We start from the raw sequence: 26,140 nt of genomic DNA on the forward strand, positions 1-26,140 counted from the left end.
CCCGTTCATTCAGCTGAGCGCCACCCGGTTTCTTCCCCCCCGCTTGGCGCAATAGAGCGCCCTGTCGGCTTCGGCCACCAGGCGGTCGAAACCGCGGCAGGGGGGTACCGTGGCGGCACCGAAACTGACCGTGACCTGACCGCTCCCCTCGAAGGGATGGAATATGGCATCCGCGATCCGCTCCCGGAACCGGTCGGCGATACGCCGGGCCTCATCGGCCACGGTTCCCCTGAGCAGTATCAGAAACTCTTCGCCACCCCAGCGGCACAACAGGTCGGAGCGGCGCAGCCCCTGGCGGATGATATCGCTGAAGTGCTTCAGGACGCTGTCTCCCGCATCGTGGCCGAAGGTGTCGTTGATCCGCTTGAAATGGTCGATATCCGCCATCAGCAGGGAGAGCGGCAGCCCCTCGCTGGCGAAACGCTCCACTTCGTTGCGGATGATGCTGCCGGCGGCGTGGCGGTTGAGACAGCCGGTCAGGTGGTCGTAGTGGGCCATGTTGCGGATGACTTCGAAGTATGCCTTGATGGGGCGCACCGTGATATGGGCGGCCAGCATGACGTCGAAGCCGATCCGCGTGCCGCCGACGCCGATCATCACTTTGCGGGAGACCAGGGGGTCGAAGTGCAGCAGCTCGATCAGCTTGCCCTCCCGCAACCCCATGTTTTTCAGCTGTCTGACCTCCGGGACCGTCTCGCTGATGGCGACGATCTCCGCGGTTTCCCCCACGAACATCTCATCCACATGCATCAATGCCATATCGTTCCTCCGGTAGCGGTATTCCGGGGTTTAGGGTGTGCCGGTGATTCTGTTCCGAGAGCGGGCAGCCTTGCCGACCGGGGTGAAGGAGGGAGCCCCGGGCGGCAGAGCCGGCCCGCTGCCGGAACAGGCCTGTGCGGCGGCCGCCTCCGAGCTGAAGCGACGTTCGCGTACCTGTCGGTCGAGCCTGAAACGATGCCGTCTCACATGCTCTTGTATAGTCGTTGATCTTGATAATTGTTATCGTTATAAGGGCAAAAAACAGCCGGCAGGGACCATCCGCCTCGGGCAGCACCGGCCGGTTACAGCAGTTCGCGCACGGTCTTGTCGAAAACCTCTTCGGTCAGCTCTCCCACGATCATTTTCCTGGCAATGCTGCCACGGTCGATAAAGAAGGTAGTGGGAACGGATTTGACGTTGTACTTCTTGGAGGCGATCTGGGCCGGATCGCACAGCACCGGATAGGACAGCTTCAGCTTCTTGGCAAAGGCCTCGACCATCTCTTTGGAACTGCCCATATTGACGGCAATTACGACCAAACCCCTGTCCGCATAGCGCTTGCTGTACCTGTCCAAAGCCGGCATTCCCTCGACGCAGGCCTTGCAGCCGGTGGTCCAGAACCTGACCACCAGGGCTTTGCCTTGGAAGTCGGAGAGTTTAACGGTGGCATCGTTAAGATCGAGCACGCTGATCTGGGGAGCCTTGGCACCGACCTGCCAGGTCTGCTCTTTCTGGCAGCCGGCGCTCAGCACCGCGCATACTAGGAGCATGACCAACAGCAGGAGTGAAGCGGCGCGCCGCATGATTCTAGCAGGTTGTTGAAAAACAGCCATCTCGCCGCCGTCCTCGAAAGCCCCCTTGTGCAGCGTAGCGCTGCTACGCCTCCGCAGGGCTCTCTGCGGGTGCGACGATCTGACTATTTTTGAACAACCTGAGTTTTTCAACAGTCTGCTAGGCATTGCGGGCAATCCTCCCGTGTTGCAGCCTGACAACCCGGTCGGCGAAGGTGGCCAGTTCGGGGTTGTGGGTAACCAGCACGATGGTGCGCCCCTCGGCATGCAGTTCCTTGAAGAAATCGAGCACAATGCCTTCGTTGGCTTCATCCAGGTTTCCGGTCGGTTCGTCGGCCAGGATGATGGCCGGCTGATTGATCAAGGCCCGGGCAATGCAGACCCGCTGCTGCTCTCCGCCGGAAAGCTGGGAGGGGAGGTGGCCGATGCGATGTCCCAGGCCGACCCGCGTCAGGACCTCCTCGGCGTCGTTGCGGTCGATCATGCTGTGGTAGTACTGGGCCAGCATGACGTTTTCAAGGGCGGTCAGGTAGGGCACCAGGTGGAACTGCTGGAAGACCAGGCCGATCTTTTCCCGCCGCACCGTGACGCGCTCCTTCTCGGACAGGGTGGCGGTGGCGACCCCATCCAGGATGTATTCCCCCTCGCTGGGGGTATCGAGGCAGGAGAGGATGTTCAGCATGGTGGTCTTGCCGGAGCCGGAGGGCCCCATGATGGCGACCCACTCTCCGACCTCGACCTGCATGTCGATACCGTCCAGAGGGGTGACGCTGCCGAACCGTTTGGTCAGGCCCCTGGTCTCCAGGACTATCTTTGCCATCTTCTGTCTCCTTTAAAAGGTTGTTGAAAAACAGCCATCTCGCCGCCGTCCTCGAAAGCCTCCTTGTGCGGCGTAGCGCTGTTTATGCCCTTGGGGCACTACGCCTCCGCGGTGCTTTCTGCGGGTGCGACGATCTGACTATTTTTGAACAACCTGAGTTTTTAACGATCTGCTCTATGAGCGTCGTTTTTTACGGATCCTGAGGTCAGTCTTCCTTCAATACCCGCGCCGGCACGATCCCCACGGCCATGCGCACCGGCAGTGCCGCTGCCAGCAGCGACGCCAGCAGTGACGGAACCAGGGTCATGGGGAGCACCACCAGGCGGAAGGCTATCGAGGAGCCGAAAACCGCATGACCCAGCACCTGGGCCAGGACAAAGCCGGCCACCAGCCCGGTCGCCACACCGGCTATCCCGATGATCAGGGTCTCGGCCAGGAACTGCAGCACGATGTCCCGGTCATGGGCGCCAATGGCCTTCATCAGGCCAATCTCGCGGGTCCGTTCGGAAACCACGGTGATCAGGGTGGTCATGACACACAGGGTGGTGACGGTCAGGATGATCACGGCGATGATTGCCATCAGCCCTTTGATCTTGTCCAAGATGCGCCCCTCGGAGTAGGAGATCTTGCGGATCGGTTTGGCATCCAGCTCGGGAAAAGCTTTCTGCATCCCCAGGGCCAGGGCGTCGATATCGGTCCCTTCGGTGACGATGCTCAGCAGGGCGTGGTTGGCCCGTCCGCCGCTCCCCAGGATCTTCTCCGCCAGATGGATGTTGACGAAGATCTGCTCGTCCTCGGCCTGGCCGGTCTCGGCGATCCCTTTCACGGTAAGCGCCTTCTGGAAGCCGGTTTCGCTGCGGATGACATTGACCGAATCCCCCACCTTGAGCTCCATCTTCTTGGCCAGGGTTTTGCCGATCATGCAGGCGTCCTCGTCGAAATCCACCGTGATCCATTTGCCCTCCACCTGCCAGTAGGGGGAAAGGCGCCGCAGGCCGGCAAAGTCGATTCCCGCCAGCACGGCATTGCCCAGGTCGAGCCGTACCACGCCGTACAGGTAGGGAGAGGAGCCGGTCAGCTTGTCCCGGGGAACCATGGCAATGGCCCGGGCAATGGTGTCGCTGTCCAGGCTCCGCTCTCCCTGCGAGGCGGCCGGACCGATGAAGAAGTTGGCCCCGTAGGCACGCAGTTCCCGGCTCATCTTGGCCGAAATGTCGAAATAGATGCTCGACAGGGCGGTGATGATGGATGCACCGATCATGATCGAGAAAAAGGTGATGAACACGCGGTTCTTGCGGACCTTGAGGGATTTGAACAGGATCTGCAGAAACATGGCGTTCCTGCTGATTTCATGACGTTTATCGCCTGCCATGGAGCACCTCCGCGGGATGGAGCCTGGTTATCAGCCGGGAGGGCATGAAGGAACCGGAAAGGGCGATCAATACCGAAACAGCGATGTTAACCGGGATGACGATCGGGCTGAACGATACGGTGGAGCCGAAAATGGAGAGCCCGATGATCTGGGACAGGATCGCGCCGGCCCCGCACCCCACAAGACCGCCAACGACCCCCACCACGGCCGATTCGCTCAGAAACAGGAGGTACACCTCCCAGTCGGCGGCACCCAGGGCCTTCATCAGACCGATCTCCTTGGCCCGCTCCATGATGGTGGTAACCATCAGCGACGAGATGCCCAGGCCCGAGGCGATGAAGGCGGCAATGGTCACCACGATCATCAACAACTGGATTTTGCCCACCACCGCGCCTTCGCCGGCCGCCACCTGCCAGATGGGGCGGGAGGTGACATTCGGAATGGCTTCTTCGATCTGCAGCGATACGGAGCTGACATAGGCCGTGCAATACCAGCGGTCGTACTCGGCGGAATCGAGGCTGTCGGCGCTGTGGCGCGCCTTGCGGGACAGCTTGTCTTCGGGCACGGTCAGGGCGCTCACGCTGACGGACTGTACCTGGCCCGGCCGGCCGGCAAGCTTCTGCACCGCGGCCAGGGGAGCCACCAGGGCCGACTCCTCAGGGCCGCCGGTGGTCAGGATGCCCCGGATGGTGTAGCGCTCTTCGCGGGGCTCCTTTCCGGCTGACCTGACCGTTATCCGGTCTCCGGCCTTCAGGCTCAACTCGCGGGCCAGGGCGGCGCCCGCCAGAATGTCGCTGTCCCCGGTATTCCCGCTTCCCGTTTCCGCGGGCCAGGTCCCCTGCACCTGCCAGTAGGGGAACACCACCTTGGTGCCGGTATGAAACTCGTCGTCCCCGGCAATGGGCACCTGCTTGTCGAACCAGGTGCCGATCAGGTTGACCCCCTTGCCGTTCGCCCCGGCCAGGGTTACCGGCGTCTTCAGGAACGGAGCAAAGCCGGCGATGTTGTTGTGCCAGAAGATCTCCTTGATCTTGGGCAGATCGGCTTCATTGATGAAGACCCGGTCCTTGAGCGGGTTGTAGTCCACCCCGCCGATCTCCAGGGGAATGGCTTCGCTTTTGGGAACCACGTTGATGTTGGCCCCGTAGGATTTCATTTCCCGGGCCATCTTGTCCCCCACGTCGATGGAGATGTTCATCAACGCGGTGATCAGGCTGGCCGACAGGACTATGGTGGCGGCGGCCAGCACCTTTCTGCGGCGCCCCCGGAAAAAGGACTGTTTCAACATCATGAAAAACATTTTAACTGACCTCGCTGGGTAACCTTACGATATCGGAAAATCTTCAGAGAAATTCAAAGACATGGAATGCGGAAAGGGCGGTACAAACGGATCAAAACGGATAATTTCAATTGGATCCTGACGTTTCCGCCGTTTCCGCTTTTTCCGTGTGCAATGCCTTTCCGGTACTCCTCCGTTGTTACGACTCCCGGAAACCCTGCGCCCGGAAATAGCGCGATTCCTGCTGTCCCACATACTTGTCGGGCTCGGCCTGGAAGCGTTCCAGCGTTCCGGCCGACTCGAAGAAATAGGTGCGACCCTTGTATTCGTAGCGCTGAGGCGCATCGCGGCTGATCAGCTCCTTGCCGCTGACCGGGTCCTTGACCTTTACCGTGACCACCTGGGAGAAATAGCGGGCACCCTTGTCCAGTTCCGCCGCGCTGACCAGCACCTCGCCCCCCTCGATCTGGTGGGGAAGGGGGATGGGGTTGCAGCCCCCGGCCTTGCCGATGGAGGGAATGAAGATCCGCACGTTGCAGGCAATGCAGATGACTTCGTTCTTTTCCTGCAGGTATCCCATGTCGCCGCACAGCATGCAGGCGTCGTAGACCACGCCGATCTTCCTGCCACCGGAGCGGTTGATCATGAAAAAGCGCACCACGTGCCCGTCGTCGGTCACATAGGCGTAGCGGTGGAGATTGCCGTCCGCCAGGTCCTCGACCTTCACCCGGATGATCCCCCGGTTGTCGGGCGTCAGCCGCAGCGGCTCCGAAATCTTGGGGGGGCGGGAGGCGTAGAGATCATGGTACAGGAGCGCCGTCACGAGCAGCAGCACCGTTGCCAGGGCACCGCGGAACCAGCGCTGCTCCAGCAGCACCCGGCTGAGCGTCTTTCTCCGTTCCGCCATTCCCATTTCCGCCAGTGCATCGGGCGCGGCCTTCGGCCGGTTCCGGAAAAAGGCCAGGGAAAGGGTCGCCACGGCCAGTATCAGGAGATAGGAAATCAGGGGGGTGTATTTGCCGATCCTGGCGACGATCGAGACGCGGGTGCTGGTAAGCTCGACCAGTTCCAGGCGCATCATGCCCAGCAGCAGGTCAGCCGACCAGGCGGTCATCAGCAGTGCCGAGACCAACAGCAGCAGGCCTCTGACGGTCCGCTTCCCGTTGCGCGCGCTCATGTGAACCGTCAGGGGAACGAGTAGGCCGGTAAGCGACAGCCCGGCCAGAATTCCGGCCAGGTTCAGGATCAGTTCGGTGTTCAGCACCGAACTGGCCGAGACGGTCTGTTCGGTAACGAAGGCTGAAAAGGAGAAGCCCGATACAACGGCCAGGGTGCCGGCAAAGAAGAGCGCCGCTCCATGAACGAGGGTGTCCCGTATCCGGCTGCGTTGAGGGATGAACACAAGGGCGGCTGCATTGAGCAGGGCCGCCGCCAGGGCTGTGCCGTTAAGGACGGTGCGCGCCGCAGTGATGGTTTCATGGCGCAGCGCCAGCGGGTGAAGGATGCAACCGGCCAGTATGCCGCAGGCCACGGCAATCATCAGGGGACGGCAGGGGCGTTTCCCACCGGTTTGCGGCAGCAGGGGGATCAGCAGCCCGATCACCAGCGACAGGGGTATGAAGGCATGGACGAAATTAACCAGAAAGGCCAGCATCTCTTCTCCGTTCAACAGTGGCGAGACGCGCCGGCGGCACGTCTCGCCATTTTTTGACAGGACCCCTTGTCACAAGGGGAGGGTGAGTCTACTTGATCGGTACGTACTTGAACTTGTAATCAACGGTAAAGGTCTGGAACCATTTGCCGACGCCGCTGTATGCGTCGGTATGGCGGCCAAAGCCCTGCTTGGCGGGAGAGTCGATGGTATAGGTGACCTTGTAGTTGCCGGCACCCATCATCTTGATGTTGCTGCCGTAGTGGGGGCCGTCCTTGGCGACCATGGGCATGAACTTGCCTTCCTTCTTGGCGCCCGTATCCAGGTTCTCCAGCTTGTAGGTCACGGTCAGGTAGGGAATCCATTCACCGGCGCCGAAGCCGTTCGGGTTTCCTTTGAGGGCATGGATATCCGCTTCCAGGTGGATGTCAGCCTGCGATGCAGCCAGATCGGCACCGCGCGGTTCCATGTCGATCGGCCGGAGATACACGGCAGCGATCTTCATGTGATTGATTTCCTTTTCCTCGCCCGCCGGATACTCCTTCATCTTCTCCGCCCCATATGCAGCCAGGGAAAGCCCCGACAAAAGGCCCGCCATCAGGCAACCGGTCAACAGCTTTTTCATCTTGAACTACCTCCTTGTTATTTTTCCGGATCATGCCGGTCCATGCGGTTACTGCATAAATCCACATTCAAAATTCAGATGTCTCAGGTCCTATCCTGTTCATCCTGTCCATCCCTGTAAAAGTTCTTACACGTTTTGAAGATTATCCTTGGCTGCCGTCTGTTCTGCATGCAGGTTCCGCTGCCGTGATACCACGGCCAGTCCCGCCAGGGCGGCCAGGACGATCAGCGCCTGGGGGATCAGGGTCTGCACGTAGGGATAGACGCCGATGAAGGGCAGGGACGGCATCCACGAGATCAGCGAAGGGGTGAACATTTTCCCTTCGATCAGCTCCATGACCCCTTTGCCGGCGAAGACGAACGCCATGTAGTACATGAGCGCACCGGTGAAGAGGAAGAAAGGGCGTATGGGCAGCTTGACGGCACCGTGGCGCATGGCCAGGTAGATCACCACCAGCAGGCCGCAGCCGATGGCAAACCCGGCCACCAGAGCGGTCAGGCCGGAGGCGCTGCCGGCATCGACTGCCAGGGCCTGGTAGAAGAGCACGGTTTCGGCCCCTTCGCGGTAGACCGCCAGGAAGGCGGTGAACCACAGGGTCCACATGGAGCTGGAGGAAATCGAATCTCCCACCTTATCCTTGAGGTAGGCACTCCATTTCTGGGCTTCGGCCTTGGAGATCAGCCAGTAACTGATGCTGAACAGCACCACGCAGGCCAGCAGCATGGTTGCCCCTTCCATGATTTCCTGGCTGGCGGCCGATGTCTTGAAGACCCATTTCACCAGCACCGCCGTGATCACGCTCAGCACCAGGGCGGCAATGCTGCCGTTGTAGATGACCTTGAGCTTGTCCCGGTTGCCGGTCTTGACCAGATAGGCGATGATGGCGGTGATGATCAGGATCGCTTCGAAGCCTTCCCTCAGGATGATCATCAGCGAGTAGATGAAGATGGCCATGGGAGAATCGCTGCCGGTGCCGAGCATGTCCACGGCCTTGGCAAAATCCCCTTTCATGGCGCCCAGGGAGGCTTCCAGTTCCGAGGCATCGGCATGGTTCTTCATCTGCCCCACGATCCTGCTGAAGTGTCCTTCCAGGGTTACCTTGAAGTTGGCGTCCCGGCTGCCGATCTTGGCCTCCATGCCGCTGGCTTCGAAGACGTCGAAGTAGGTGTCCTGCATGGCCAGGAGCGCCTCTTTCACCGAACCCTGCTTGTACAGGGCAATGGCCTTGTCGATCTCACGGAACAGGTCTGCCGTAACCGCGCTCCAATCCTTGCCCGAGGTGGCGTTGGCGGCGGTTCCGGCTGCTTCGCGTTTGGAAACTGCGCCCTCCACCAGGGCCAGTGCCGGCAGATCCGCTTTGATCTCGTCCGACAGGAGTTTCATGCGCTGCTCCACCTCGGCCGGAGCGGTCCCCTTGGCGATCATGGCCTGAATTTCGGAAAACCCGGAATTGTTCTCGAAATCTTTCTTTTGGGAGACGGAACGTCTGACCGCCGTTTCGAGCAGCGTGTTCTTGTAGCCTTCGAACTGGGCCTGAACCACCAGCTCGGCCGCTTTTTTGCGGTCTCCTTTCCGGTAGGTCTCAAGGGCATTTGCCAGGCCGGTGCGCACGGTTTCCAGCGCCTGGAGCCAGACCGGTTCTCCCTGCGCCTTGCCGGATTCGGCACTCTCTTCGGCATGTTTCGGTTTTGCACCCTTGTCGGCTTCAGCGACGAGTTCGACCCCTCCTTCCAGTTCAGGGGCCAGGGTCCGCAACTGGGCCATGAAGTCGGTTATCTTCTTTTCCACCGAGCCCGCCGGTTCCCCGGCCACGATCATCTTGCGGATGGCGACAAACTCCTCCTCCAGCTCGATGTTCTTTTTGGCTGAGACATTGACGCGGATCGGGCCTTCGAGGTTTTCGTACACTTCGAAGTAGGCCGCCTGGGCCTTGCGCTTGGCTCCCTGTTGGTCACCCTTGCGGTACAGGTCGAGGGCCTGGTTCAGGAAGGTGCCTGTTTCCTCGATCAGCTCCCGATAATTCAGGGCGTGCTTATCCTTGGCTGCCGCAGTGGAGACGAGCCCCGTCGCAACCATCAGCGCCACGGCGCAGAAGATGCCAGCCGCTCTCAGCATTCGTACCATTCTTCCCATATCCGCCTCTTTTCAAAAAAATCGATTGTCCGCGAAGCACACGACACGTAATTACCAGGGCGATCAAACCCGTAGGCTGACCAGAACGGCAATGGAACGCGGATTTGGGCGGGTGCAGCGGATTTGCACGGATTCACATCGTGTACCTGTTCGGTTTATCCGTGAAAATCCGCTGCGATCCTGCCTGTACCGCGTGTCATCGCCTTTTGATGTGCTGCAGGATTATTCTTTGACCGCCTTGCGCTTGGTCTTGTCCCAGTTGAAGGTCAGCATGGCATAAGCGTAGCTCAGATCCTTGCTGCTGCCGGAAGCCTCCCGGAAGAACCCCTCGGTAAAGAAGTGGTCGTAGGCCAGGGTCAGGGCCAGGTTCTTCTGGATCTTCCAGGTCAGGCCGAAGTCGGCTTCTATGCCCAGGTGGCGGCTGACGATGCCGGTCGGTACGTTGTTGGCCATGAACTTGTGGCCGGTGGCTGCAAAGCTCAGACTGTCGGTGAGTTCGATGCCCCAGCCCAGGGTGTAGACCTGCAGACCGCTGGCATGGCTTCCGGCCACATCGATGCCGGAAAGATCGCCGAACAGATGCATGTCGCCCACAATGGAGGTATCGTTGTTGGGGTTGCGGAATTCTTTCCTGCTGGAGATGCCGTCGGCAGCATTCTGGTCGCCGGAGCCGATGGCATAACCGAAGGTCAGGGCATTCTTGAATCCGCCCAGTTCGAATTCGCCGGTCAGGTCGGCATGGCCGCCGTAGGCGTTGACATCTTCGCCGCCCAGTTTACCGGTCTGGAAGACAGGCTCGATCTCCAGGGAGAGCGGTCCCAGTTTGGAGACACTGCGCAGACCCCAGGTATCCAGGTATTCGCCCCGCTGGGGCTCGCCTTCGGCAGCCTGGTTGTCGCGGAACACGTACAGGTCAAGCGTGCTGTCCTCGGTCGGGGCATAGGTGGCATAGGCGCCCCACAGGTTGCCGGTCTGACCACCCGAGAACGGCTTGGCATACACGCCCCCCAGCAGGTCGACACTGAGCCCTGCCAGCGGCTTCAAGCGAAGGCGGGCACCGTCGAAGGTCATACCGTCGAAGGCTGTATCGGCACCCTGGATAAAGGCGCTGCCGTACACGAACTCCTGACGACCTCCCTTGAGTGCAGCCCAGTCATGACCGGGAGTGCGTGCCTCCACGAAGCCCTGATAGAGATTGAAGCGGTCGAACTCGCCATTTCCGCCGGTAAAGCCGTAGCCCTGTCCTTCCAGGTGGATATCGAGGTAATCGGTGGGATGCCAGTACGCGAACGGCTTGACGCGCCAGGTGAACTGCCCCATATCGAAGCCGGGTTCATGGCCGTCGAACAACCGGAAATTCCTGCCCCACTCGCCCCTCAGGAAACCGTTCACCCCAAATTTGTAGGTGTAGGCCGGCGTTTCCGGCTCCACCAGATCGAGGATATCCTCAATGCTGGCGCGTTTTGCGCCGTATTCGGGCTGCTTGGTCAACTCGCCTTCCAGAGCTTCGTGCAAGGCGGAGATACGGACCAGATCGTCACGCAGCAGGGCTCCGCCCCCCTCCTTGTCATACTTGTCCACGACCTTTTCCAGAACGGAAAGCAGACACTGGGCCAGCTCACCTTTTGAACACGGCTTGCCTTCGGGCAGCTTTTTCTGGGCCTCGTACTTGTCCACCAGATCCTTGATCTCCTGGTAGGCCCAGTTCTCGGCATTTACCTGCTCCGGGATCTGACGTTCGCCGGCCCCTTCCTGGGCCTGGTTCATCTGGGGCGCCTGGTCCATGGTGCCCGCGCCTTCCTGGGCATGTGCCGCCCCCGCCAACAGCAGCGTGGTCGATAGTATCGGCAGTATCCTCTTAAACATCCTTCATTCCTCCTGTGTGGTTGATGATATGCATGCACTTCAGACATTCGCGGAGCGTGCACACCCCGCAGGCATGGTGCATAAAGACCGGTATCTTGTTGGCCTTGGCGGCGCTCAGGGCCTCGTTTCTGGCCCGGTGGGAAACCTTGTTGGTGAAGATCACCACGGCATCGACATTCTTCAGCTTGGCTGCAATGCCCGGTTTGGCCGTATTGAAGACACGCAGGCTGACACCGGCGCGCTCGGCTTCGTCCACGTACTGCCGTTCAAGGCGGTCCATGCCGCCGATCAGGACAACGCTCATGACAATCCTCCTTGAAAAAGATGTTGATAGCCATTATCAATTGCTGTTGAAAAAAACGTCGTCGTTTCGAGCTTCCGTTTATGTTGTGGGTGAATCCGGTGGGTAGTGCGATGCGAAGTCTGTAGTGCAGGAGCACTGTGAATCCGGCGGTCATGTCTCCTGCGGGGGGACCGCCTCACCATGATGCCTCTCCCGGACGTAGTTCCAGGATAAGGGAATGCTCATGGTTGGTATTGAAATTCGTTATCAACATACGGAAGGAGTTGCAGGTTGTCAAGATTAAAAATATAGGGGTGCTAAAAAAAGGCTCTCATTACCCGGGCTGGAGCTGTTGCAGCGACGTTTCTCATGAGGAGGAAGTTTCGCAGGAACAGGGATGGGCAGGTATGAGGGACAGGGGGCGCTGGCGATGGAGGCAAAAAAAGGGGATGTCAGATATACCCCGTGACATCCCCCTGGATTCTTACTTGCGGCCGTCGTAGTAGAACGAATTCCCGTCCTACACGATTATGTCTCTTCCTCCGATGCGCTTGGGATCGCTACCCACCTTTTAGTATCAATTACTTCGAGGACAGGACTCTGCAGTGCAATCAGTACTTCTCTTTAAAGGAGGACTGTTTCCACTGGTTGAGCAGCATGATGACCGGCAGGATGGCACGCGCTCCTTCCACCACGGAAGTGCGGGGATTGCCGGAGACGGTGACGCCGATGCCGGTGCGCTGTTCGAGAAATTCCCGAACGCCGGGAATCAGGGCACCACCGCCGGTGAGGCAGATGCCGCTTTCGATGACCTCGCATCCCAGATCATCGGGTATATCCCGCAAAAAGCTGTCAATGGTGACGGCGATCTCTTCCAGCACCGGTTGCAGGGCAGCGGCCGCCATCTGGCTGCCGGTCCGGTCGACCGAACGGGCAAGGCCGCAGGTGCGCATCAGGGTATCCGCATATGAATCGTCGATGGCGGCGCACCCTGCCTGGTGCGCGGCATGCACGATGGCGCGGCGCATCCGGTCGCACCCGATCCTGATTGCACAGGTGGCACGAATTTTACTCGATCGTATGATGGCGCAGTCACTGACCCCTTCGCCGATGTCGATCACCATCTGGGCGTAGGGGGAAGAGACGTCAAGGCCCGATCCAATGGCTGCTGCGAGCGGTTCGGGCACCATGGAGACCGATGCAGCGCCGGCCTTCATGATCGAGTCGAACAGGGATTGCCGTTCTTCGCGCCGCGCATCGCTGGGAGCGCAGGTCAGAACGTACGGTTTTACGATTCCGAATGCCCTGGTCCGGTCCAGAAGCGGTTTCAGCATGTGCGAAACCGCCTCGCCATCCACCACCACTCCATTGCGGAGTGCCCGTTTCGTACCTACGCAGGAGGGCTGTTCTATCGTCCGGGATGTGCCTGCGGCAATTCTCGTGGTTGCCGTGCCGACATCCAATGCGACATGCTGCCGCCAGTGCGTGCCTTTGAACATGGATACCATGATTGACCTTCAATGCCTTTCCGGCGGTCCGACATAAACGCATGCAGAAGCGATGCGGCCGATGTTTGCTTCAGTTCGTTCCGGAACAGGCAAAAATGCGAAACCCCACGGGCCCGTGCCGGTGGGGTCGTGATCCAGAACTGGTTATCTTCATTGTGGAATGCCTTCACCGGTGCGGAATGATCAACCGCTGCGATTTCAGACAGAACCTGAAAAGACTCGGTCCCGCCAGGCGGGAATACCGTATGATTTCAACACATTCTAGTCCAGCGAAAGGGATGAGTCAACTGCCTGTTTGGCGGGGGAATTGAACTCGGTCAGCTGTTTTCTGTAGCGGAGGGGAACATGTTTCCGTTGCAGCTCCGGATTATGCCGTTCAGGGATGGCAAGGCGCTGGAAGTAGCGCTGCCAGAGACCGGCGTAGTCCTGTTCACCGGCCGCCGGATCCGGCTGCGCCAGCAGTTCGACATCCGTCACCAGACGCCAGGTCCTGAGGTCGAACAGCACAGCCTGTGCGCGGCCGAGGTCGTGGATCATCCAGGGGCGGTCCCCGATGCGGCCGACAAAATGCGGCGCAATCAGTGTCAGGATATCGGCAACCGGTTCGATCGGCGCATACAGAAAGCCGTCGGCCACCTCGCCGAATCTGACAAATCCCTTGAACTTGTGCGCCTCGTGGGAAACCTGCCGCGCAAGGCGTTCGACGGTGTGCACCGGCTCCGTGGCCTGCATCAGGGCCAGGCGGGGTCCTGCTTCAAGCCCCAGCTTGAAATAACGCCACAGCAATCGCTCGATCCCCTCCTTCCGGCTGTGAAAGGCATAACGGGCAGCGGCAAAAGCCGACTGCGAGACGGTTTCCACGAATGTCTTCCGAAAGGCCAGCGCCGTCTCCCGTACATAGGGCACTTCGCAAATGTCGGCACTGAAAAGCCCGTTGTTGCCGTTGCGTTCGCCCGTGAATTCGGGATGGCTCTCCTGCCGCCCGAGCGCTTCGGTCACGGCGCAGATAAAGCCCTCGAAGCTGTTGTCGTAGCGATAAACATGCATCACAACTCTCCCGTCAGGGCCGAAGCGTCCGCTGGGGCAGGCGTGGTGGCAAACAGCTCCAACTGGTCCAGGCGGGCCGGCCGCCGTGCCGGCGCCAGCAGGCGTTCCATCAGGCGCGGGCCATCCAGTCTGATTCCCCCCAGATAGCGTCCGCCGGCGGTCAGGAAGTATCGGGCCCGCCTCAGCACCACCCCCAGCTTTTTCAGCTCCGCCTCCCCCAGGCGCGTGACGCGCCGCGCCTGCACGATCCGCTGGGCCGAGCGGACCCCGATGCCTGGCACCCGCAGCAGGACCTCGTACTCGGCCCGGTTGACCTCTACGGGGAACAGCTCCAGGTGCCGCAGGGCCCAGTCGCTCTTGGGGTCAAAGCGCATGTCCAGGTTGGGGCGCTCGTCGTCCAGCAACTCGTGGGCGGCAAAACCGTAAAAGCGGAGCAGCCAGTCAGCCTGGTACAGTCGATGCTCGCGCAGCAGCGGGGGAGGGGCGAGCGTCGGCAGCCGGTTGTCGTCCGAAACCGGCACAAAGGCCGAATAGTAGACCCGCTTCAGTTCCAGGCGCTTATACAGCCCTTCGGTCAGGGTGATGATCTCCCGGTCGCTCTCCGGGGTCGCTCCCACGATCAGTTGCGTGCTCTGGCCGGCCGGAGCGAAGCGGGACGCCCTGGGGGATTCCTTGCGGTTGGCGCGCGATTCGACAATCAGGCCGCTCACCTGGCGCATGGGGTTGATGACCGATTCGCGCGGTTTGTCCGGTGCCAGCAGCGCCAGGCTGTGGCGTGTGGGAAGCTCGATGTTGATGCTGACCCGATCAGCATAGCGTCCGGCCTGGGCGACCAAAAGCGGATCAGCCCCCGGCACCAGCTTGAGGTGGATATAGCCGTTGAAGCGCTCCTGTTCCCGGAGTCTGCGCGCCACGTCGATCAGAAGCTCCATGGTGTAATCCGCGGAACGGATCACGCCGGTGCTGAGGAACAGTCCCTCGATGTAATTGCGGCGGTAAAAGTTCATGGTCAGGGCCACGATTTCGTCCGGGGTAAAGGTGGCGCGGGGGATGTCGTTGGAGCGGCGGTTGAGGCAGTAGGCGCAATCGTACATGCAGACATTGGTGAGGAGGATCTTGAACAGCGAGATGCAGCGGCCGTCCGCGGTCCAGGTATGGCAGATGCCGCCGGAAGCGGTATTGCCGAGGCCGCCTGGTCGAGCGGTGCGACTGCTGCCGCTGGACGAACAGGAAACGTCGTATTTGGCGCTGTCGGCCAGGATTTCCAGGCGCTGTTCAAGGGGAAGTGCTGTCATGGCGGCCAATATAGTTCATATGCACGACATAATATGTCGTACTCTGTTTGCAGTTCAAAATAGCGGAAAAGTTTCATACGGCGTGCCCGGAATATGATAGCATTGCGCGACGCTCACGGTGGCGGAAATACTGCCCGAGAACAATCTCGGAAGGGAATATATCACACTCGTATGGTGAACGGACGCAGGGAATCGATATCTGATCGTACCGGAAAAACGGTGTCCGCGCTGGTGGCAGTGGTGGTTGTGGCGGCCTGCGGTTTACTGGCAACGGTGCCCGAACTGCGCCTGGCGGTGCCGCTGCTGGTCGGGACCACGGCCGTCATGGTAATGGTGCTGGCGTTTCTGCTCTACCGGGGAGAACGAGGCACCCTGGCATGGCCGCCGGTCATGATCCTGGGCATTGCCCTGCTGCTGCGCCTGATGTTTGTGTTCTCACCACCGCAGCTCTCCGACGATCTTTACCGCTATCTGTGGGACGGCGGCAATCTGCTGCGGGGGATCAATCCCTATGCCGCGGCGCCGGCCGTTGTCCGGCCCCCTCCCGAACTGGCAGCCACGCATGCGTTGGTGAACCATCCCCAGTATGTCACCATCTACCCTCCGGCCGCCCAGGTGGTGTTTGCGGCCGGAGCCGCCTGCGGCGGTTCGCTCCTCGGGATCAAAAGCCTGCTGGTGACGCTGGACCTGGGATTGTGCGCCCTCATGATGGTGCTGCTGCGGCGCCTGGACCTGCCGGTCTGGCGGAGCGCGTTGTACGCCTGGAACCCGCTGCCGGTGCTGGAGATAGCCGGTTCCGGGCATATCGACGGGGCCGGGCTGACCATGGCAATGGGGGCCTTCTGCCTGATCTTCGGCAATCGGGACCGTGCGTCCGGTTCACGCTGGCGGCCGCTTCTGGCCGGAGCCCTGCTGGCGGCGGCCGGACTGGTGAAGCTGTTCCCGTTCCTGCTGGCACCAATAGCGTTCATGCTGCTCGCCAAACGGGAACGCGCCCTGTTTGCCGCCGGTTTTGGCACAGCCCTGGCAGCGCTTGTGCTGTCGTTCATGCCCCATCTGGCCAATGGCCTGGCCACCCTGGAGGTATATGCGCGCAATTGGGAGTTTGCCGGCTTCGGATTCAACCTCCTGCGCCGGACGACCGGCTCGGGAACAACTGCCCGCCTGCTGCTTTCGGGATGCTTGCTGCTGATTGGCGTGGCGCTGTACGGCAGACTGTTGCGTATCCTGCAGCGGGAGCGGGATGCGATCACCGCACGGCGGCGGGCAATCGAAACCTGCTACGGCATTGCCCTGGCCCTGTTGCTGCTTACTCCCACACTGCAGCCCTGGTATGCGCTCTGTCTGGCGGCATTCCTCCCGTTCTGTGCCGGGCCTGCCGGGCTCGTGCTCTGCTGGACGGTCTTCCTGACCTATCAGGTGCAGATCCCGTATTTCATTCTGGGGGAGTGGATCGAAAACCCGGTTGTCACTGCCGCGGTATTCGCGGCACCGGTGACGGCCGGGGTGCTCGGCCGGATGATCGGCGGCGCGGGCGGCATATCTGCGGGGCGGATGAAAGCGGGTTGCGTCAGTCCGCCCAGTTGAGAAGGGTAAGGGCAGGGATGCGCCCAAATTCGCGGGTGTTGTTGGTAACCAGGGGAATACCCAGGGACAGCGCGTGGGCAGCAATCAGCATATCCATGGCGCCGACCGGCGTGCCCGCTTTTTCCAGCGCAGCCCGGATCTCGCCATAGACGCGGGCTGCTTCCTCATCGAACGACACGACTTCCAGCGGAATGATGAACTCGTCCAGGGCCTGAGCGTTCTTCTCACGGTGGGCACTTTTGGCGACACCGTAGCGCAACTCCGCAACCGTAATGGAGGACAGTGCGATCTCTCCGACCTGATACCCCAGAAACCGTTCGAGCACGGCAGCCGGCTGCTGCTTGATAATGTAGATGCAGATATTGGTGTCGAGCAGCAGCTTCATCAGAACTCGTCCCGTTTGTCGAACTCCGGTTGTATGCGTTCGGCCATGAAGTCGCCGGAAAATTTTTTCAGACTGTCGAACAGGGAGTTCCAGGAGCCGCTACGGGGGATCAACTGCACCACATTGCCGCTTTTTTTGATGAACACTTCGCTGTCGTCGAAGCGGAACTCCCTGGGAAGCCTGACAGCCTGACTCTGGCCGTTCTGAAATATTTTCGCCGTCTTCATCGTACGCCTCCTCATGGTAATATATATTTAAAATATATACTGGTGCATTCGCAATGGCAAGCTGAGTTTGCACAAAATGTATGCCTGCCCCATTGAATCGCTATTCTCTGCCGCTACCGGGCTGCCAGAAAGGCTTCCCTGACATCCTTGACCACAACCAGGGCAAAGCCGAACGGAAAGACCAGGAACAGCGGAATGGCGGGCCAGGTTTCCCGCTGCCAGGCGAACGTCAGGGGCAGCAGGCAGTACAGGCAGAGCAGGGTGTTGATGAGGATATAGGGTAGATTTTTACGATGATAAAGAAAGGCCAGCCCCGGTATGCGTTCCCGCCCGAGAATGCCGAACTTGGGGGTTCGCTCGAATTCCCCCCCTCTGCTGAACATCCCCTTTAGAACCGAACACGAGATGCTGGGAGCCAGCCCGATGGTAAGGGCCGGGAGCAGCAGCACATGCCTGAGACTATGCCGCCTTCCGCTGCCGAAGGAGTAGACCAGGAAGTAGCCCATGATGGCGCCGCTGGTGGCCAGAAACAGGGGCAGGTCGATCCTCAGGATCTGGTGCAGGCCGATCCCGACCCGCCAGGTAACGGTCGGATAGAGTGTCAGCATGACGATCATGCCCAGCAGCCAGTAGACGTTGGCCATCAGGTGGGCGATCGCTTCGAGCTTGACCGCCAGCGGCAGGCGCTCCTTCAGCAGGCGGGGCAATATCTTGCGGGCGGTCTGGATGGAGCCCTTGGCCCAGCGCTGCTGCTGGCTGCGCAGTGCGGAGAGGGTGATCGGCAATTCGGAGGGCACCGGGCATTCTTCGCGGTAGATGAAGCGCCAGCCGGCCAGCTGCGCCCGGTAGCTCAGGTCGAGATCCTCGGTCACCGTGTCCGACTGCCAGCCCCCTGCCGTCTCTATGGCCTGTCTGCGCCACACCCCGGCTGTACCGTTGAAGTTGAAGAACAGCCCCTTCTGATAGCGCAGGCGGTGTTCGATGCTGAAATGCGGCCCGAGCAGCAGGGACTGGATGCCGGTAAACCAGGAGTGCTCGGCATTGCAGAAACTCCAGCGGGTCTGGACCATGCCCACTCCCGGGGCGCGGAACCACGGCATGACCGATTGCAGAAAATCGGTCGGCGGGATGAAGTCGGCATCGAAAATCGCCACGAACTCCCCCCGTGCCAGCGTCAGCCCGTGCGCCAGAGCCCCGGCCTTGTAGCCTGCGCGGTTGTTCCTCCTCACCACGCCGATGGTCACCCCCTGGCGCTGCCACCAGGCAGCACGCTCGTCCACCAGTTGACAGGTGTCATCGTCCGAATCGTCCAGTACCTGGATCTCCAGCCGGCCGCAGGGCCAGTCGATCCGCGCGGCAGCGTCGATCAGGCGCCGGGCAACGAAACGTTCGTTGTAAAGCGGCAGCTGTACCGTGACAAAGGGGATGTCATCCGTAACGGAGGCTGGGGGGAACGGCGGCGGTTGGTCGGCATGTTTGTCGGCCCACAGGCAGAACATCAGCCAGACCCGGTGCAGGCCGTACAATGAGAGCCCCAGCAATGCGGCAAAGTGCAGCACGGTCAGGGCCGGTATCAGAAGTGTCGAAAATGGAATGGTCATGCTCCTGGTTCATGGGGGCGCACCGGCACGGTCTTGTTACGGTTCGTCCGGCTCCGGGCAGTCGCACGGTATACCGAGCTGCTTTTCCTCGAAAAGGTATCGCTCCGGCCGCCAGGCGGTCAGCGAGCCGGCCTCTCCCACCTTTCCCTTTACATCCTCGGCCGCTACCAGCCAGAATTTTTTGGTCCAGTTGTGCCAAGTACCTGCCAGTTCCAGACGCCCCTGCCGGTCGGCCTGGGCTTTGGCGAGAATTTCCACTTTCGGCGGAGTGTCGGCATATCTGACCAGGGCATAGGACGCGCGGGAGCGGAGTCCGGCGGCAGTCAGGGTGAACGCTCCCGTTGTTGCCCGGTACACCATTTTACCGCTGCCGCCGTTTTTGATAATGCTCCAGGTGGCGGGGTTCTTGGCAAACAGCAGCAGTTTCTTTTTTCCGGTCGTGACCGGCGGGTTGGCCCCTGGTTTGGCTCCCGGTTCCGCTGCCAGACACGGCACAACGGACAGGAACAGGACAAGAATGATTGAAACAAGTGCAGGCATCGCATCTCCAATGGGTATGGCCGGACGAACCGGCAATCCCGACTCAAGCGTTATGTACCGTTGTGCATGTGTCTTCTGGGGCAGCCATCCGTTTATCCGGAACTACCGGCCACTCCGTTTTTCCCAGGCAGCCCAGCTGCCCTTGTAATTGATCGCCTCCGACAGCCCGGAGAGCTGGTGCGCCATCCAGGCATACCCGGAACGCACGCCGCCGGTGCAGTAGTACACCACGGGCCGGGAAGTGTCCACGCCATGTTTTGTCAGCAGTTTTTTCAGCTCGGCCGCAGGGAGCGGCCGGCGTTCCTTGCCGGTGTAGAAATCATCCCAGGGGATGTGCACCGCACCCGGTATCCTTCCCTTGAGCCATTCTAAGGTGGAGCGGACATCCACCAGCGTAAACGTTCCCCTGTGCTGCTGTATATCTTCGGTCGAAATAAGGTAGCGCGGCTTGAGATCCACCAGGTAGCGGGCTTTCGCGGCCGTTGCTTTTTCCTCCCCCTTGACCAGCGGCAGGTTCAGGGAGTTCCAGGCCTGGATGCCCCCTCCCAGCAGTCGGATCGGCCCCTTGTGACCCAGCCAGGAAAACAGCCAGATGTCATATCCCTCGCCCCCCCAGCTCTTGTCGGCATCGCCGTAGATCACCAGCGGAGTTTTCTCATCGATGCCCAGGCCGGCCAGAATGCGGGCCAGCTCCTGGGGAGGGAAGGAACTGAACTGTACCCCTTTTTCATCGGTGCGGGTGTAGTTGTCCCAGGAAAACGACAGGGCGCCCGGGATATGGCCCGCTTCCCAGGCCGACTTAGGACGGGCGTCCAGGATGACCCATTTGGTTGGGGTGCTCCGCAAGGCACCGGCCTCGATCACCCCCAGATCGGCAGCCGGAGCCACTGACGGCGATGCGAAGAAGATCGCCGCCAGCAGCAGGAACAGCGCCAGCGTGTTACGTACAAGAACTGTGTTCCAGCGTGTCATTGCTATCATGTTTTCTTGTCTCCTGTGGATGTGGTACGCCTATGGAACGGTGCTGCCGCTGCAGGACGAACCTGAGCCGGCGGTGCAGGTAAAACAGTAATCGGCCGTGGCGATGGGGCTGCCCGGCTGCGGCAGTTCGCGCAGTTCCGTGATGTGTCGCCGGGTTCCGCCGAGGGGGATTCCGGCGGCCAGGTTGAAATCGCAATCGTAGAGATGGCCGTTCCAGTCCACGGAGATGAAGGAACGGCACATCAGTCCCTCCACTGCGCACGGGTTGAAACCGGCCTCCAGCTTCTCCAGATAAGGGGTCAGGTTGCCGGAGGACTCCAGCCATGACCGGAAGCGCCCCAGCGGCGCATTGGCCAGGGTGAAGAGTTTGCTGAAGGTGATGCCGTGACGCCGCTCCAGGTCCCGGTGGAAGCGCTGTTCGGCCTGGGCCTGGGCCGGGGAAAGAAACGCCCCGGCAGGATTGGAGATCAGGATCAGTTCCAGGCCGCTCCCCTCCCGGCCGTATCCCAGATCGTTCAGCCGGCGGAGCATGTCCAGGCTTGCGCTCCAGACGCCGCTTCCCCGCTGGGCCTCGGTCTGTTCCGGGTTAAGGGCCGGGAGCGAGGCGGCGACGGTCACGCCGCAGCTCCGGTACAGTTCCGGCAGGCTGCGGGCTTCCGGGCGGGCCAGGGCGGTCAGGTTCGTTCGCACGATCACCTTTGGCGTCGACTGCGCCAGGGCGGTCACCAGCCGTGACAGGCCGGGAAACAGCTCCGGCGCCCCGCCGGTGATATCCGCGGTTTCGAAGCGCAGCCGCCGGGCGCAGGCAATTACTTCATCAATAACGGCCGCAGACATCTGTTCCGGCCGGTGCGGTCCGGCCTGCTGATGGCAGTGGCGGCAGGTCAGGTCGCAGGTAAGTCCGACATTCACCTGCAGGGTGGTTGTCTGGCTGCGTTCGAGGAGCAGACCATGTTTCTTCACGGTATCGCTGAAAGTCATTTCGGCTCCGAGCGCTACAGTGAAATCTTCTCGGCCAGCTTGCGCATCTGCACGCCATGCACCAAGGAGGCGCCGCCGCGGATGGCCGTGACCACATGCAGGGCTTCGGTCATCTCTTCGATGCTGGCCCCTTTTTCCAGGCTGTCCTTGGTGTAGGCATCAATGCAGTAGGGACACTGGACCGCATGGGCAACGGCCAGGGCGATCAGGGACTTTTCCCGCTGCGTCAGGGCGCCTTCCGCGAAAACGGCACCGTAATATCCGAAAAACTTCTCGGCCAGTTCAGGGGCGCTTTTGCCGATATCGCCGAATTTGGCCAGGTCGGCCGGATCATAGTAGGTTTCCATCTGCGATGTCTCCTTTGTGTGTGGAATCGGCACCCGTGCAGGATACCGGAAAACTCGACGGGCCGCGGTTCTCGGTGATCGAACATCGCCGGAGCAGGCTCTGAATTCGTGGCGATGCATTGCCGGAGCGCCGGGCAGATGTCAGGAGTTCAGAGTCTGCGGCCGCAGAGCCCTGAGCCGGTCAGGGCGGATATGCAGCGAAACCGTTTCGCCCACCGTCGGGATGCTGTCGTTGGGGGCATCCACGGTCAGGGGACATCCGTCACAGGCAACGGTCAGGCTGGCCCGGCTGCCGAGAAAGAGCGAGGAGGTCACCTGTGCCCGCAATTGTCCGCTCCCCTCCGGCACAATCAGGATATCCTCCGGACGGATCATGACCGCGCAGGGACCCGCTGCGGAGCCCGCCGGGGCCGGCAGTTCGGCGGTCAGGAAGCGCAGGCGCGGCCCCTCCGGGGCGGATATGCACTCGCCGGCCAGCAGGTTGGCCGAACCGAGAAAGTCGGCCACGAAGGGGCTGGCAGGGTGCCGGTAGACATCGAGCGGCGCGCCGGCCTGCTCGATACGCCCTTCCTGCATGATGATCAGTTCGTGTCCCAGGCTCATGGCCTCCACCTGATCGTGGGTGACGTAGACAGCGGTCAGCGACAGCTCGTTCAGCAGGCGCCACAGTTCCCCCCGCAGGCTTTCGCGCAGCTTGGCGTCCAGGGCCGAAAGCGGCTCGTCCAGCAGCAGCACGCGTGGATTGAAGGCCAGGGCCCGCGCCAGGGCCGTGCGCTGCTGCTCGCCGCCGGAAATCTGATGGATGCGGCGTGGGGCCAGGTGCACCATATGCACCTTTTCGAGCGCGGCCAGAGCTCGCTGGCGCCGTTCGCGCCGGCCAACGCCCCGCACTCTCAGGCCGAATTCGACATTTTCCAGCACGGACAGGTGCGGGAAGAGCGAGTAGTTCTGAAAGACCAGGCCGAAGTCGCGTTGTTCGGCCGGCCGACGGGTGATATCAGTTCCGTCCAGCAGGACCGAACCGGCATCCGGGTCAGTCAGGCCGGCCAGCATGGCCAGTGTCGTGGATTTGCCGGAACCGCTCGGGCCGAGCAGCGTGGTGATCTTGCCGGCTGCGAAACAATGGCTGAAACCGTGCACGGCAGCGACCGTGCCGTAATTTTTTCCGAGGCCGCGTGCCTCGAGGAATGCGTTCATGCTCCCTGCTCCAGGTCTGCCGTCTCCCGGTCGCCGAGCCATTGCACGGCAATCAGGGCAGGAATGACGATGGCAAGGAAAATGGTTGTGGCCGCGCTCGAAATCTGGATGCTCTGGTTGGTGTAGGTATCGTAGAGCACCGCCGGAAAGGTCTGGGGGCGGCCGCGGTTGAGCAGGAAACTCACGTTGAACTCGCCCCACGACACGGCAAAGACCAGCAGGCTGCCGATTGTCATGGCATGTCGCAGGTTTGGCAGGACCACCAGGAACAGCCGCTGGAAAAGCGAGGCCCCCAGGCTGCGGGCCGCGTCTTCCAGCCGGGCCACATCGAAGCTGCGCAAGGTGGCTGTCACGACCTTGAACATGAAGGGAATGGTGTAGAGCAGGTGACCCGCCAGGACCAGCAGGGGGCCGCGCAACTCGCCATAGGTCGACAACAGGGCGATGGACAGGGTGATGCCGGGCAGCGAGAGCGGCAGCAGCACCAGTTCCTCCAGCACCCCCGACCCGGGAAAGGGATGGCGCACAACGGCATATCCGGCCGGAACCGCGGCCAGCAGGCAGATAACCACGCAGGCCAGGGCCAGTTCCAGGCTGAAGAACGCCCAATCGCCATAGTGTTCCAGGATATAGCCGAAGGCGCTGAAGTCCAGCAGTTCGTGCCGGTTGCCGGACCACAGGTCGGACGAAAGCCCCAGCAGCGAAACATTCACGCACGAACCGAGCACTACCGCCAGCAGCGGCAGCAGGATCAGCGCCATCAGGGCCGCGGTCACGGCCAGGCAGAACAGAAAGCCGGCATTCCTAGGCATGACGGATCTCCCCGCGTCCGGCCAGCCGGCGCAGGCCATAGCCGGTGGCAAAGGCTATGGTCAGCAGCGTCAGCGACATGGCAGCCGCAATGCCGTGGTCGCTGGGCGGGGCCAGGTACTGGGTGAATATCTCCAGCGGCAGCAGGGTGAAGCGGCGGATGGAGAGGACCAGCAGCACTCCGAACGAGCCGAGCGAAACGCTGAAGGTGACCGCAAAGGTCGAGAGAAGGGCGGGCCATATGGTCGGCAGCACGACCAGGCGGAAGCGTTGCCAATGGCCGGCTCCCAGGCTGCGGGCGGCCTGTTCCAGGCGGCTGTCCAGCTTGGCCAGGGCCGACTCCAGGGTCAGGGTGGCGCGCGGGATCTCGAAATAGAGGTAAGCCAGCACCAGTCCCGGAAACTGGTAGCCGACCCCGCTCAGGAGCGGCCTGCCGGTCAGGCTCTCCAGAAATTGGGGGACAAAGCCGGCCCGTCCCAGCATGATCACCATCAGGAAGCCGACGATCATCCCGGAGAAGGTCATCGGCAGGGTCAGGATGCCGCGCATCAGACGCTTGCCGGGAAAACGGTAGCGGGTGAAGAGCCAGGCCGGAGCAAGGCAGATGGCGGTGGAGCCGGCTGCCACTGCCAGGCTGAGTTCCAGCGACCACAGCAGGGCGCGGCGGTAGCGCGGAACCGCGGCGATCTCCAGGTAATTATGCAGGGTGATGCCGGCCGTGGGCGCATCTGTCAGCAGCAGGCTCTGATGGAGCAGATGCGCCAGGGGGCGCAGCAACAGCGCCAGCAGCAGCAGAAGCAGCGGAAGGCAGAGCAGGAGCGGCGCCACTGTGCGCCGCTCCCCGACCCGGTTGGCCGGCAGTGCGCATGAAGAATCCCGGATAGGCACCGCTCGTCACCGTCCCCCGTCGATCTCTTTTTCCCACCGTTTTTTGATCTCGTCGGCCTGGGCCGCCATGCGGTCCAGCGGAATGACCTTGGCCTTGGCATAGGCGCTCTTGGGGGGGAACTTGGCCTGCAGCTCGGGGGAAAGCTTGACCGGCATGACCGGCTGGAAGAACGATTCGGCCATCAGGCTCTGGGCCTCGCTGCCCAGCAGCCAGTCCAGGTATTTCCTGGCTTCTTCCTTGTGGGGCGCACCTTTGACCAGCGCCATGACCAGCGGCATGGTAATGGTCCCTTCAGCCGGAATGACCACTTCGATGCTGCCTTTATCCACATGCTTGGCCTTCAGGCCGTTGCCGTCGGCATTGATCCAGATCGGCACTTCGCCGCGCAGCAGCTCGTTGTAGATGTTGTCCTTGTTGTACTTGAGGATGTTGGCGTCCAGTTTTTTCAGGTAATCGAACCCGGCCGTGAGATCCTTGCCCCCCAGCACGCTGCTGATCCCGGCCACAAAGGTGAAGCCGGTGCCGTTGAAGCGGGGATCGTCATACACCACCATCCCCTTGTAGATCGGGTTGAGCAGGTCGGCAAAGGAGCGGGGAATGGGTTTTCCCTTCAGGGCCGCGGTGTTGACCAGGATGGCGATATGCCCGGTATGCACGGTCCACCAGGCGCCGTTGGGATCTTTCAGCCCGGCCGGGATCTTGTCCCACCCCTTGGGCTTGTAATGGTCGTGCAGCCCTTTGGTAGCCGCCTGATAGCCGATGGCCCCGGAATAATAGACGCAGTCGGCTTTGGGATTGTTCCGCTCGGCTTCCAGAGCGGCCATGCTGGGGCTGGAGCCTTTCATGTCCGGCGGCACCACCACGCCGGTCTTCTGCTGGTAGGCCTTGGTCACGCCCCCCCAGTTGGCGTAGTTGGGGATGCAGTCATACTGGATCACAGTGGTTTGCGCCGCCAGGACGGGGACAGCGACCAGCAGGGCTGCTGCCAGGAATTTCACGATACGGTTCGGTTTCACGTACATTACCCCTTTCAGTTTCTTTACGGACAACAATGGATATAGGGCAACAAAAGTTTCTTTTCCTGAGCCCCTCTGGCAGTGAATGGTATCTGAATCCGTGAAGCCTTCCAGCCTTCACTCGCTACCCATGCCTCTGCTCGTGCGTTT

General features: G+C 61.2%; 25 protein-coding genes. 1 reads left to right on the forward strand and 24 read right to left on the reverse strand.

The features are described 5' to 3' along the window. Positions 1–9 precede the first annotated feature (9 nt). From GSVR_RS07640 to GSVR_RS07700, 13 genes are all read right to left on the reverse strand, one after another. Complete coding sequence (locus tag GSVR_RS07640) at positions 10–759, reverse strand: GGDEF domain-containing protein (RefSeq protein ID WP_173197372.1); 750 nt, start codon at positions 757–759, stop codon at positions 10–12. Between the two features lie 302 nt (positions 760–1,061). Continuing rightward, positions 1,062–1,592: a TlpA disulfide reductase family protein gene (locus tag GSVR_RS07645; RefSeq protein WP_173197374.1), complete on the reverse strand. Its 531-nt coding sequence runs from the start codon at positions 1,590–1,592 to the stop codon at positions 1,062–1,064. Between the two features lie 118 nt (positions 1,593–1,710). Then, a complete protein-coding gene (locus tag GSVR_RS07650; RefSeq protein WP_173197375.1) occupies positions 1,711–2,370 on the reverse strand; it encodes an ABC transporter ATP-binding protein in 660 nt (219 codons plus the stop codon). 205 nt (positions 2,371–2,575) lie between these two features. After that, positions 2,576–3,742 (reverse strand): ABC transporter permease, encoded by a 1,167-nt coding sequence (locus GSVR_RS07655; RefSeq protein ID WP_203978830.1) that lies wholly within the window; start codon positions 3,740–3,742, stop codon positions 2,576–2,578. Next, entirely contained in the window at positions 3,729–5,042 is a 1,314-nt protein-coding gene (locus tag GSVR_RS07660) for an ABC transporter permease (protein ID WP_173197377.1), read from the reverse strand. The genes GSVR_RS07655 and GSVR_RS07660 overlap by 14 nt, the downstream gene beginning before the upstream one ends. A gap of 178 nt (positions 5,043–5,220) precedes the next feature. Continuing rightward, entirely contained in the window at positions 5,221–6,675 is a 1,455-nt protein-coding gene (locus GSVR_RS07665) for a Fe-S-containing protein (RefSeq protein WP_173197379.1), read from the reverse strand. Positions 6,676–6,763: 88 nt separating this feature from the next. After that, positions 6,764–7,297 carry an iron transporter gene (locus tag GSVR_RS07670; RefSeq protein ID WP_173197381.1) on the reverse strand — a complete coding sequence of 178 codons (534 nt, stop codon included), beginning with the start codon at positions 7,295–7,297 and terminating at the stop codon, positions 6,764–6,766. A 126-nt stretch (positions 7,298–7,423) separates the two neighbouring features. Further along, complete coding sequence (locus GSVR_RS07675) at positions 7,424–9,430, reverse strand: FTR1 family protein (protein WP_173197383.1); 2,007 nt, start codon at positions 9,428–9,430, stop codon at positions 7,424–7,426. A gap of 222 nt (positions 9,431–9,652) precedes the next feature. After that, positions 9,653–11,296 (reverse strand): alginate export family protein, encoded by a 1,644-nt coding sequence (locus GSVR_RS07680; RefSeq protein ID WP_173197385.1) that lies wholly within the window; start codon positions 11,294–11,296, stop codon positions 9,653–9,655. After that, complete coding sequence (locus GSVR_RS07685; RefSeq protein WP_173197387.1) at positions 11,289–11,600, reverse strand: DUF2325 domain-containing protein; 312 nt, start codon at positions 11,598–11,600, stop codon at positions 11,289–11,291. The genes GSVR_RS07680 and GSVR_RS07685 overlap by 8 nt, the downstream gene beginning before the upstream one ends. Positions 11,601–12,190: 590 nt before the next feature. Next, the gene (locus GSVR_RS07690) at positions 12,191–13,087 is read right to left on the reverse strand and encodes a rod shape-determining protein (RefSeq protein ID WP_173197389.1); all 897 of its coding nucleotides are present in this window, start codon (positions 13,085–13,087) and stop codon (positions 12,191–12,193) included. 261 nt (positions 13,088–13,348) lie between these two features. After that, entirely contained in the window at positions 13,349–14,134 is a 786-nt protein-coding gene (locus tag GSVR_RS07695; protein WP_173197391.1) for a TIGR03915 family putative DNA repair protein, read from the reverse strand. Further along, a complete protein-coding gene (locus GSVR_RS07700) occupies positions 14,134–15,429 on the reverse strand; it encodes a putative DNA modification/repair radical SAM protein (protein ID WP_173197393.1) in 1,296 nt (431 codons plus the stop codon). Before GSVR_RS07700 ends, GSVR_RS07695 begins: the two co-directional genes overlap by 1 nt. A 219-nt stretch (positions 15,430–15,648) precedes the next feature. Here GSVR_RS07700 and GSVR_RS07705 point away from each other — a divergent pair, with 219 nt between their 5' ends. Beyond that, positions 15,649–17,016, forward strand: a complete 1,368-nt coding sequence (locus GSVR_RS07705) for a glycosyltransferase 87 family protein (protein WP_173197395.1) — start codon at positions 15,649–15,651, stop codon at positions 17,014–17,016. Here the strand turns inward: GSVR_RS07705 and GSVR_RS07710 are convergent. From GSVR_RS07710 to GSVR_RS07760, 11 genes are all read right to left on the reverse strand, one after another. After that, complete coding sequence (locus GSVR_RS07710) at positions 17,000–17,401, reverse strand: type II toxin-antitoxin system VapC family toxin (RefSeq protein WP_173197397.1); 402 nt, start codon at positions 17,399–17,401, stop codon at positions 17,000–17,002. The two genes, GSVR_RS07705 and GSVR_RS07710, sit on opposite strands and share 17 nt — an antisense overlap. After that, a complete protein-coding gene (locus tag GSVR_RS07715) occupies positions 17,401–17,628 on the reverse strand; it encodes an antitoxin (protein ID WP_173197399.1) in 228 nt (75 codons plus the stop codon). The genes GSVR_RS07710 and GSVR_RS07715 overlap by 1 nt, the downstream gene beginning before the upstream one ends. A 113-nt stretch (positions 17,629–17,741) precedes the next feature. Continuing rightward, the gene (locus GSVR_RS07720; RefSeq protein WP_173197401.1) at positions 17,742–19,229 is read right to left on the reverse strand and encodes a glycosyltransferase; all 1,488 of its coding nucleotides are present in this window, start codon (positions 19,227–19,229) and stop codon (positions 17,742–17,744) included. A 36-nt stretch (positions 19,230–19,265) separates the two neighbouring features. After that, positions 19,266–19,769, reverse strand: a complete 504-nt coding sequence (locus tag GSVR_RS07725; protein WP_173197403.1) for a hypothetical protein — start codon at positions 19,767–19,769, stop codon at positions 19,266–19,268. Between the two features lie 102 nt (positions 19,770–19,871). Continuing rightward, on the reverse strand, positions 19,872–20,750 hold the full coding sequence (locus GSVR_RS07730) for a sulfurtransferase (protein WP_173197405.1): 879 nt from the start codon (positions 20,748–20,750) through the stop codon (positions 19,872–19,874). 30 nt (positions 20,751–20,780) lie between these two features. Next, positions 20,781–21,731 (reverse strand): arsenosugar biosynthesis radical SAM (seleno)protein ArsS, encoded by a 951-nt coding sequence (gene arsS / locus GSVR_RS07735; RefSeq protein WP_173197407.1) that lies wholly within the window; start codon positions 21,729–21,731, stop codon positions 20,781–20,783. A 14-nt stretch (positions 21,732–21,745) separates the two neighbouring features. Beyond that, the gene (locus GSVR_RS07740) at positions 21,746–22,078 is read right to left on the reverse strand and encodes an arsenosugar biosynthesis-associated peroxidase-like protein (RefSeq protein ID WP_173197409.1); all 333 of its coding nucleotides are present in this window, start codon (positions 22,076–22,078) and stop codon (positions 21,746–21,748) included. Positions 22,079–22,219: 141 nt separating this feature from the next. Next, positions 22,220–23,275, reverse strand: coding sequence for an ABC transporter ATP-binding protein (locus tag GSVR_RS07745; protein ID WP_173197411.1), 1,056 nt, complete (start codon positions 23,273–23,275; stop codon positions 22,220–22,222). Further along, positions 23,272–24,087 (reverse strand): ABC transporter permease, encoded by an 816-nt coding sequence (locus GSVR_RS07750; RefSeq protein ID WP_173197413.1) that lies wholly within the window; start codon positions 24,085–24,087, stop codon positions 23,272–23,274. The genes GSVR_RS07745 and GSVR_RS07750 overlap by 4 nt, the downstream gene beginning before the upstream one ends. After that, positions 24,080–24,973 carry an iron ABC transporter permease gene (locus GSVR_RS07755; protein WP_173197415.1) on the reverse strand — a complete coding sequence of 298 codons (894 nt, stop codon included), beginning with the start codon at positions 24,971–24,973 and terminating at the stop codon, positions 24,080–24,082. The genes GSVR_RS07750 and GSVR_RS07755 overlap by 8 nt, the downstream gene beginning before the upstream one ends. Positions 24,974–24,979: 6 nt before the next feature. Continuing rightward, positions 24,980–25,990: an extracellular solute-binding protein gene (locus tag GSVR_RS07760; protein ID WP_173197417.1), complete on the reverse strand. Its 1,011-nt coding sequence runs from the start codon at positions 25,988–25,990 to the stop codon at positions 24,980–24,982. Positions 25,991–26,140: the final 150 nt, after the last annotated feature.

Source organism: Geobacter sp. SVR, assembly GCF_016865365.1.
Classification (GTDB): domain Bacteria; phylum Desulfobacterota; class Desulfuromonadia; order Geobacterales; family Pseudopelobacteraceae; genus Pelotalea.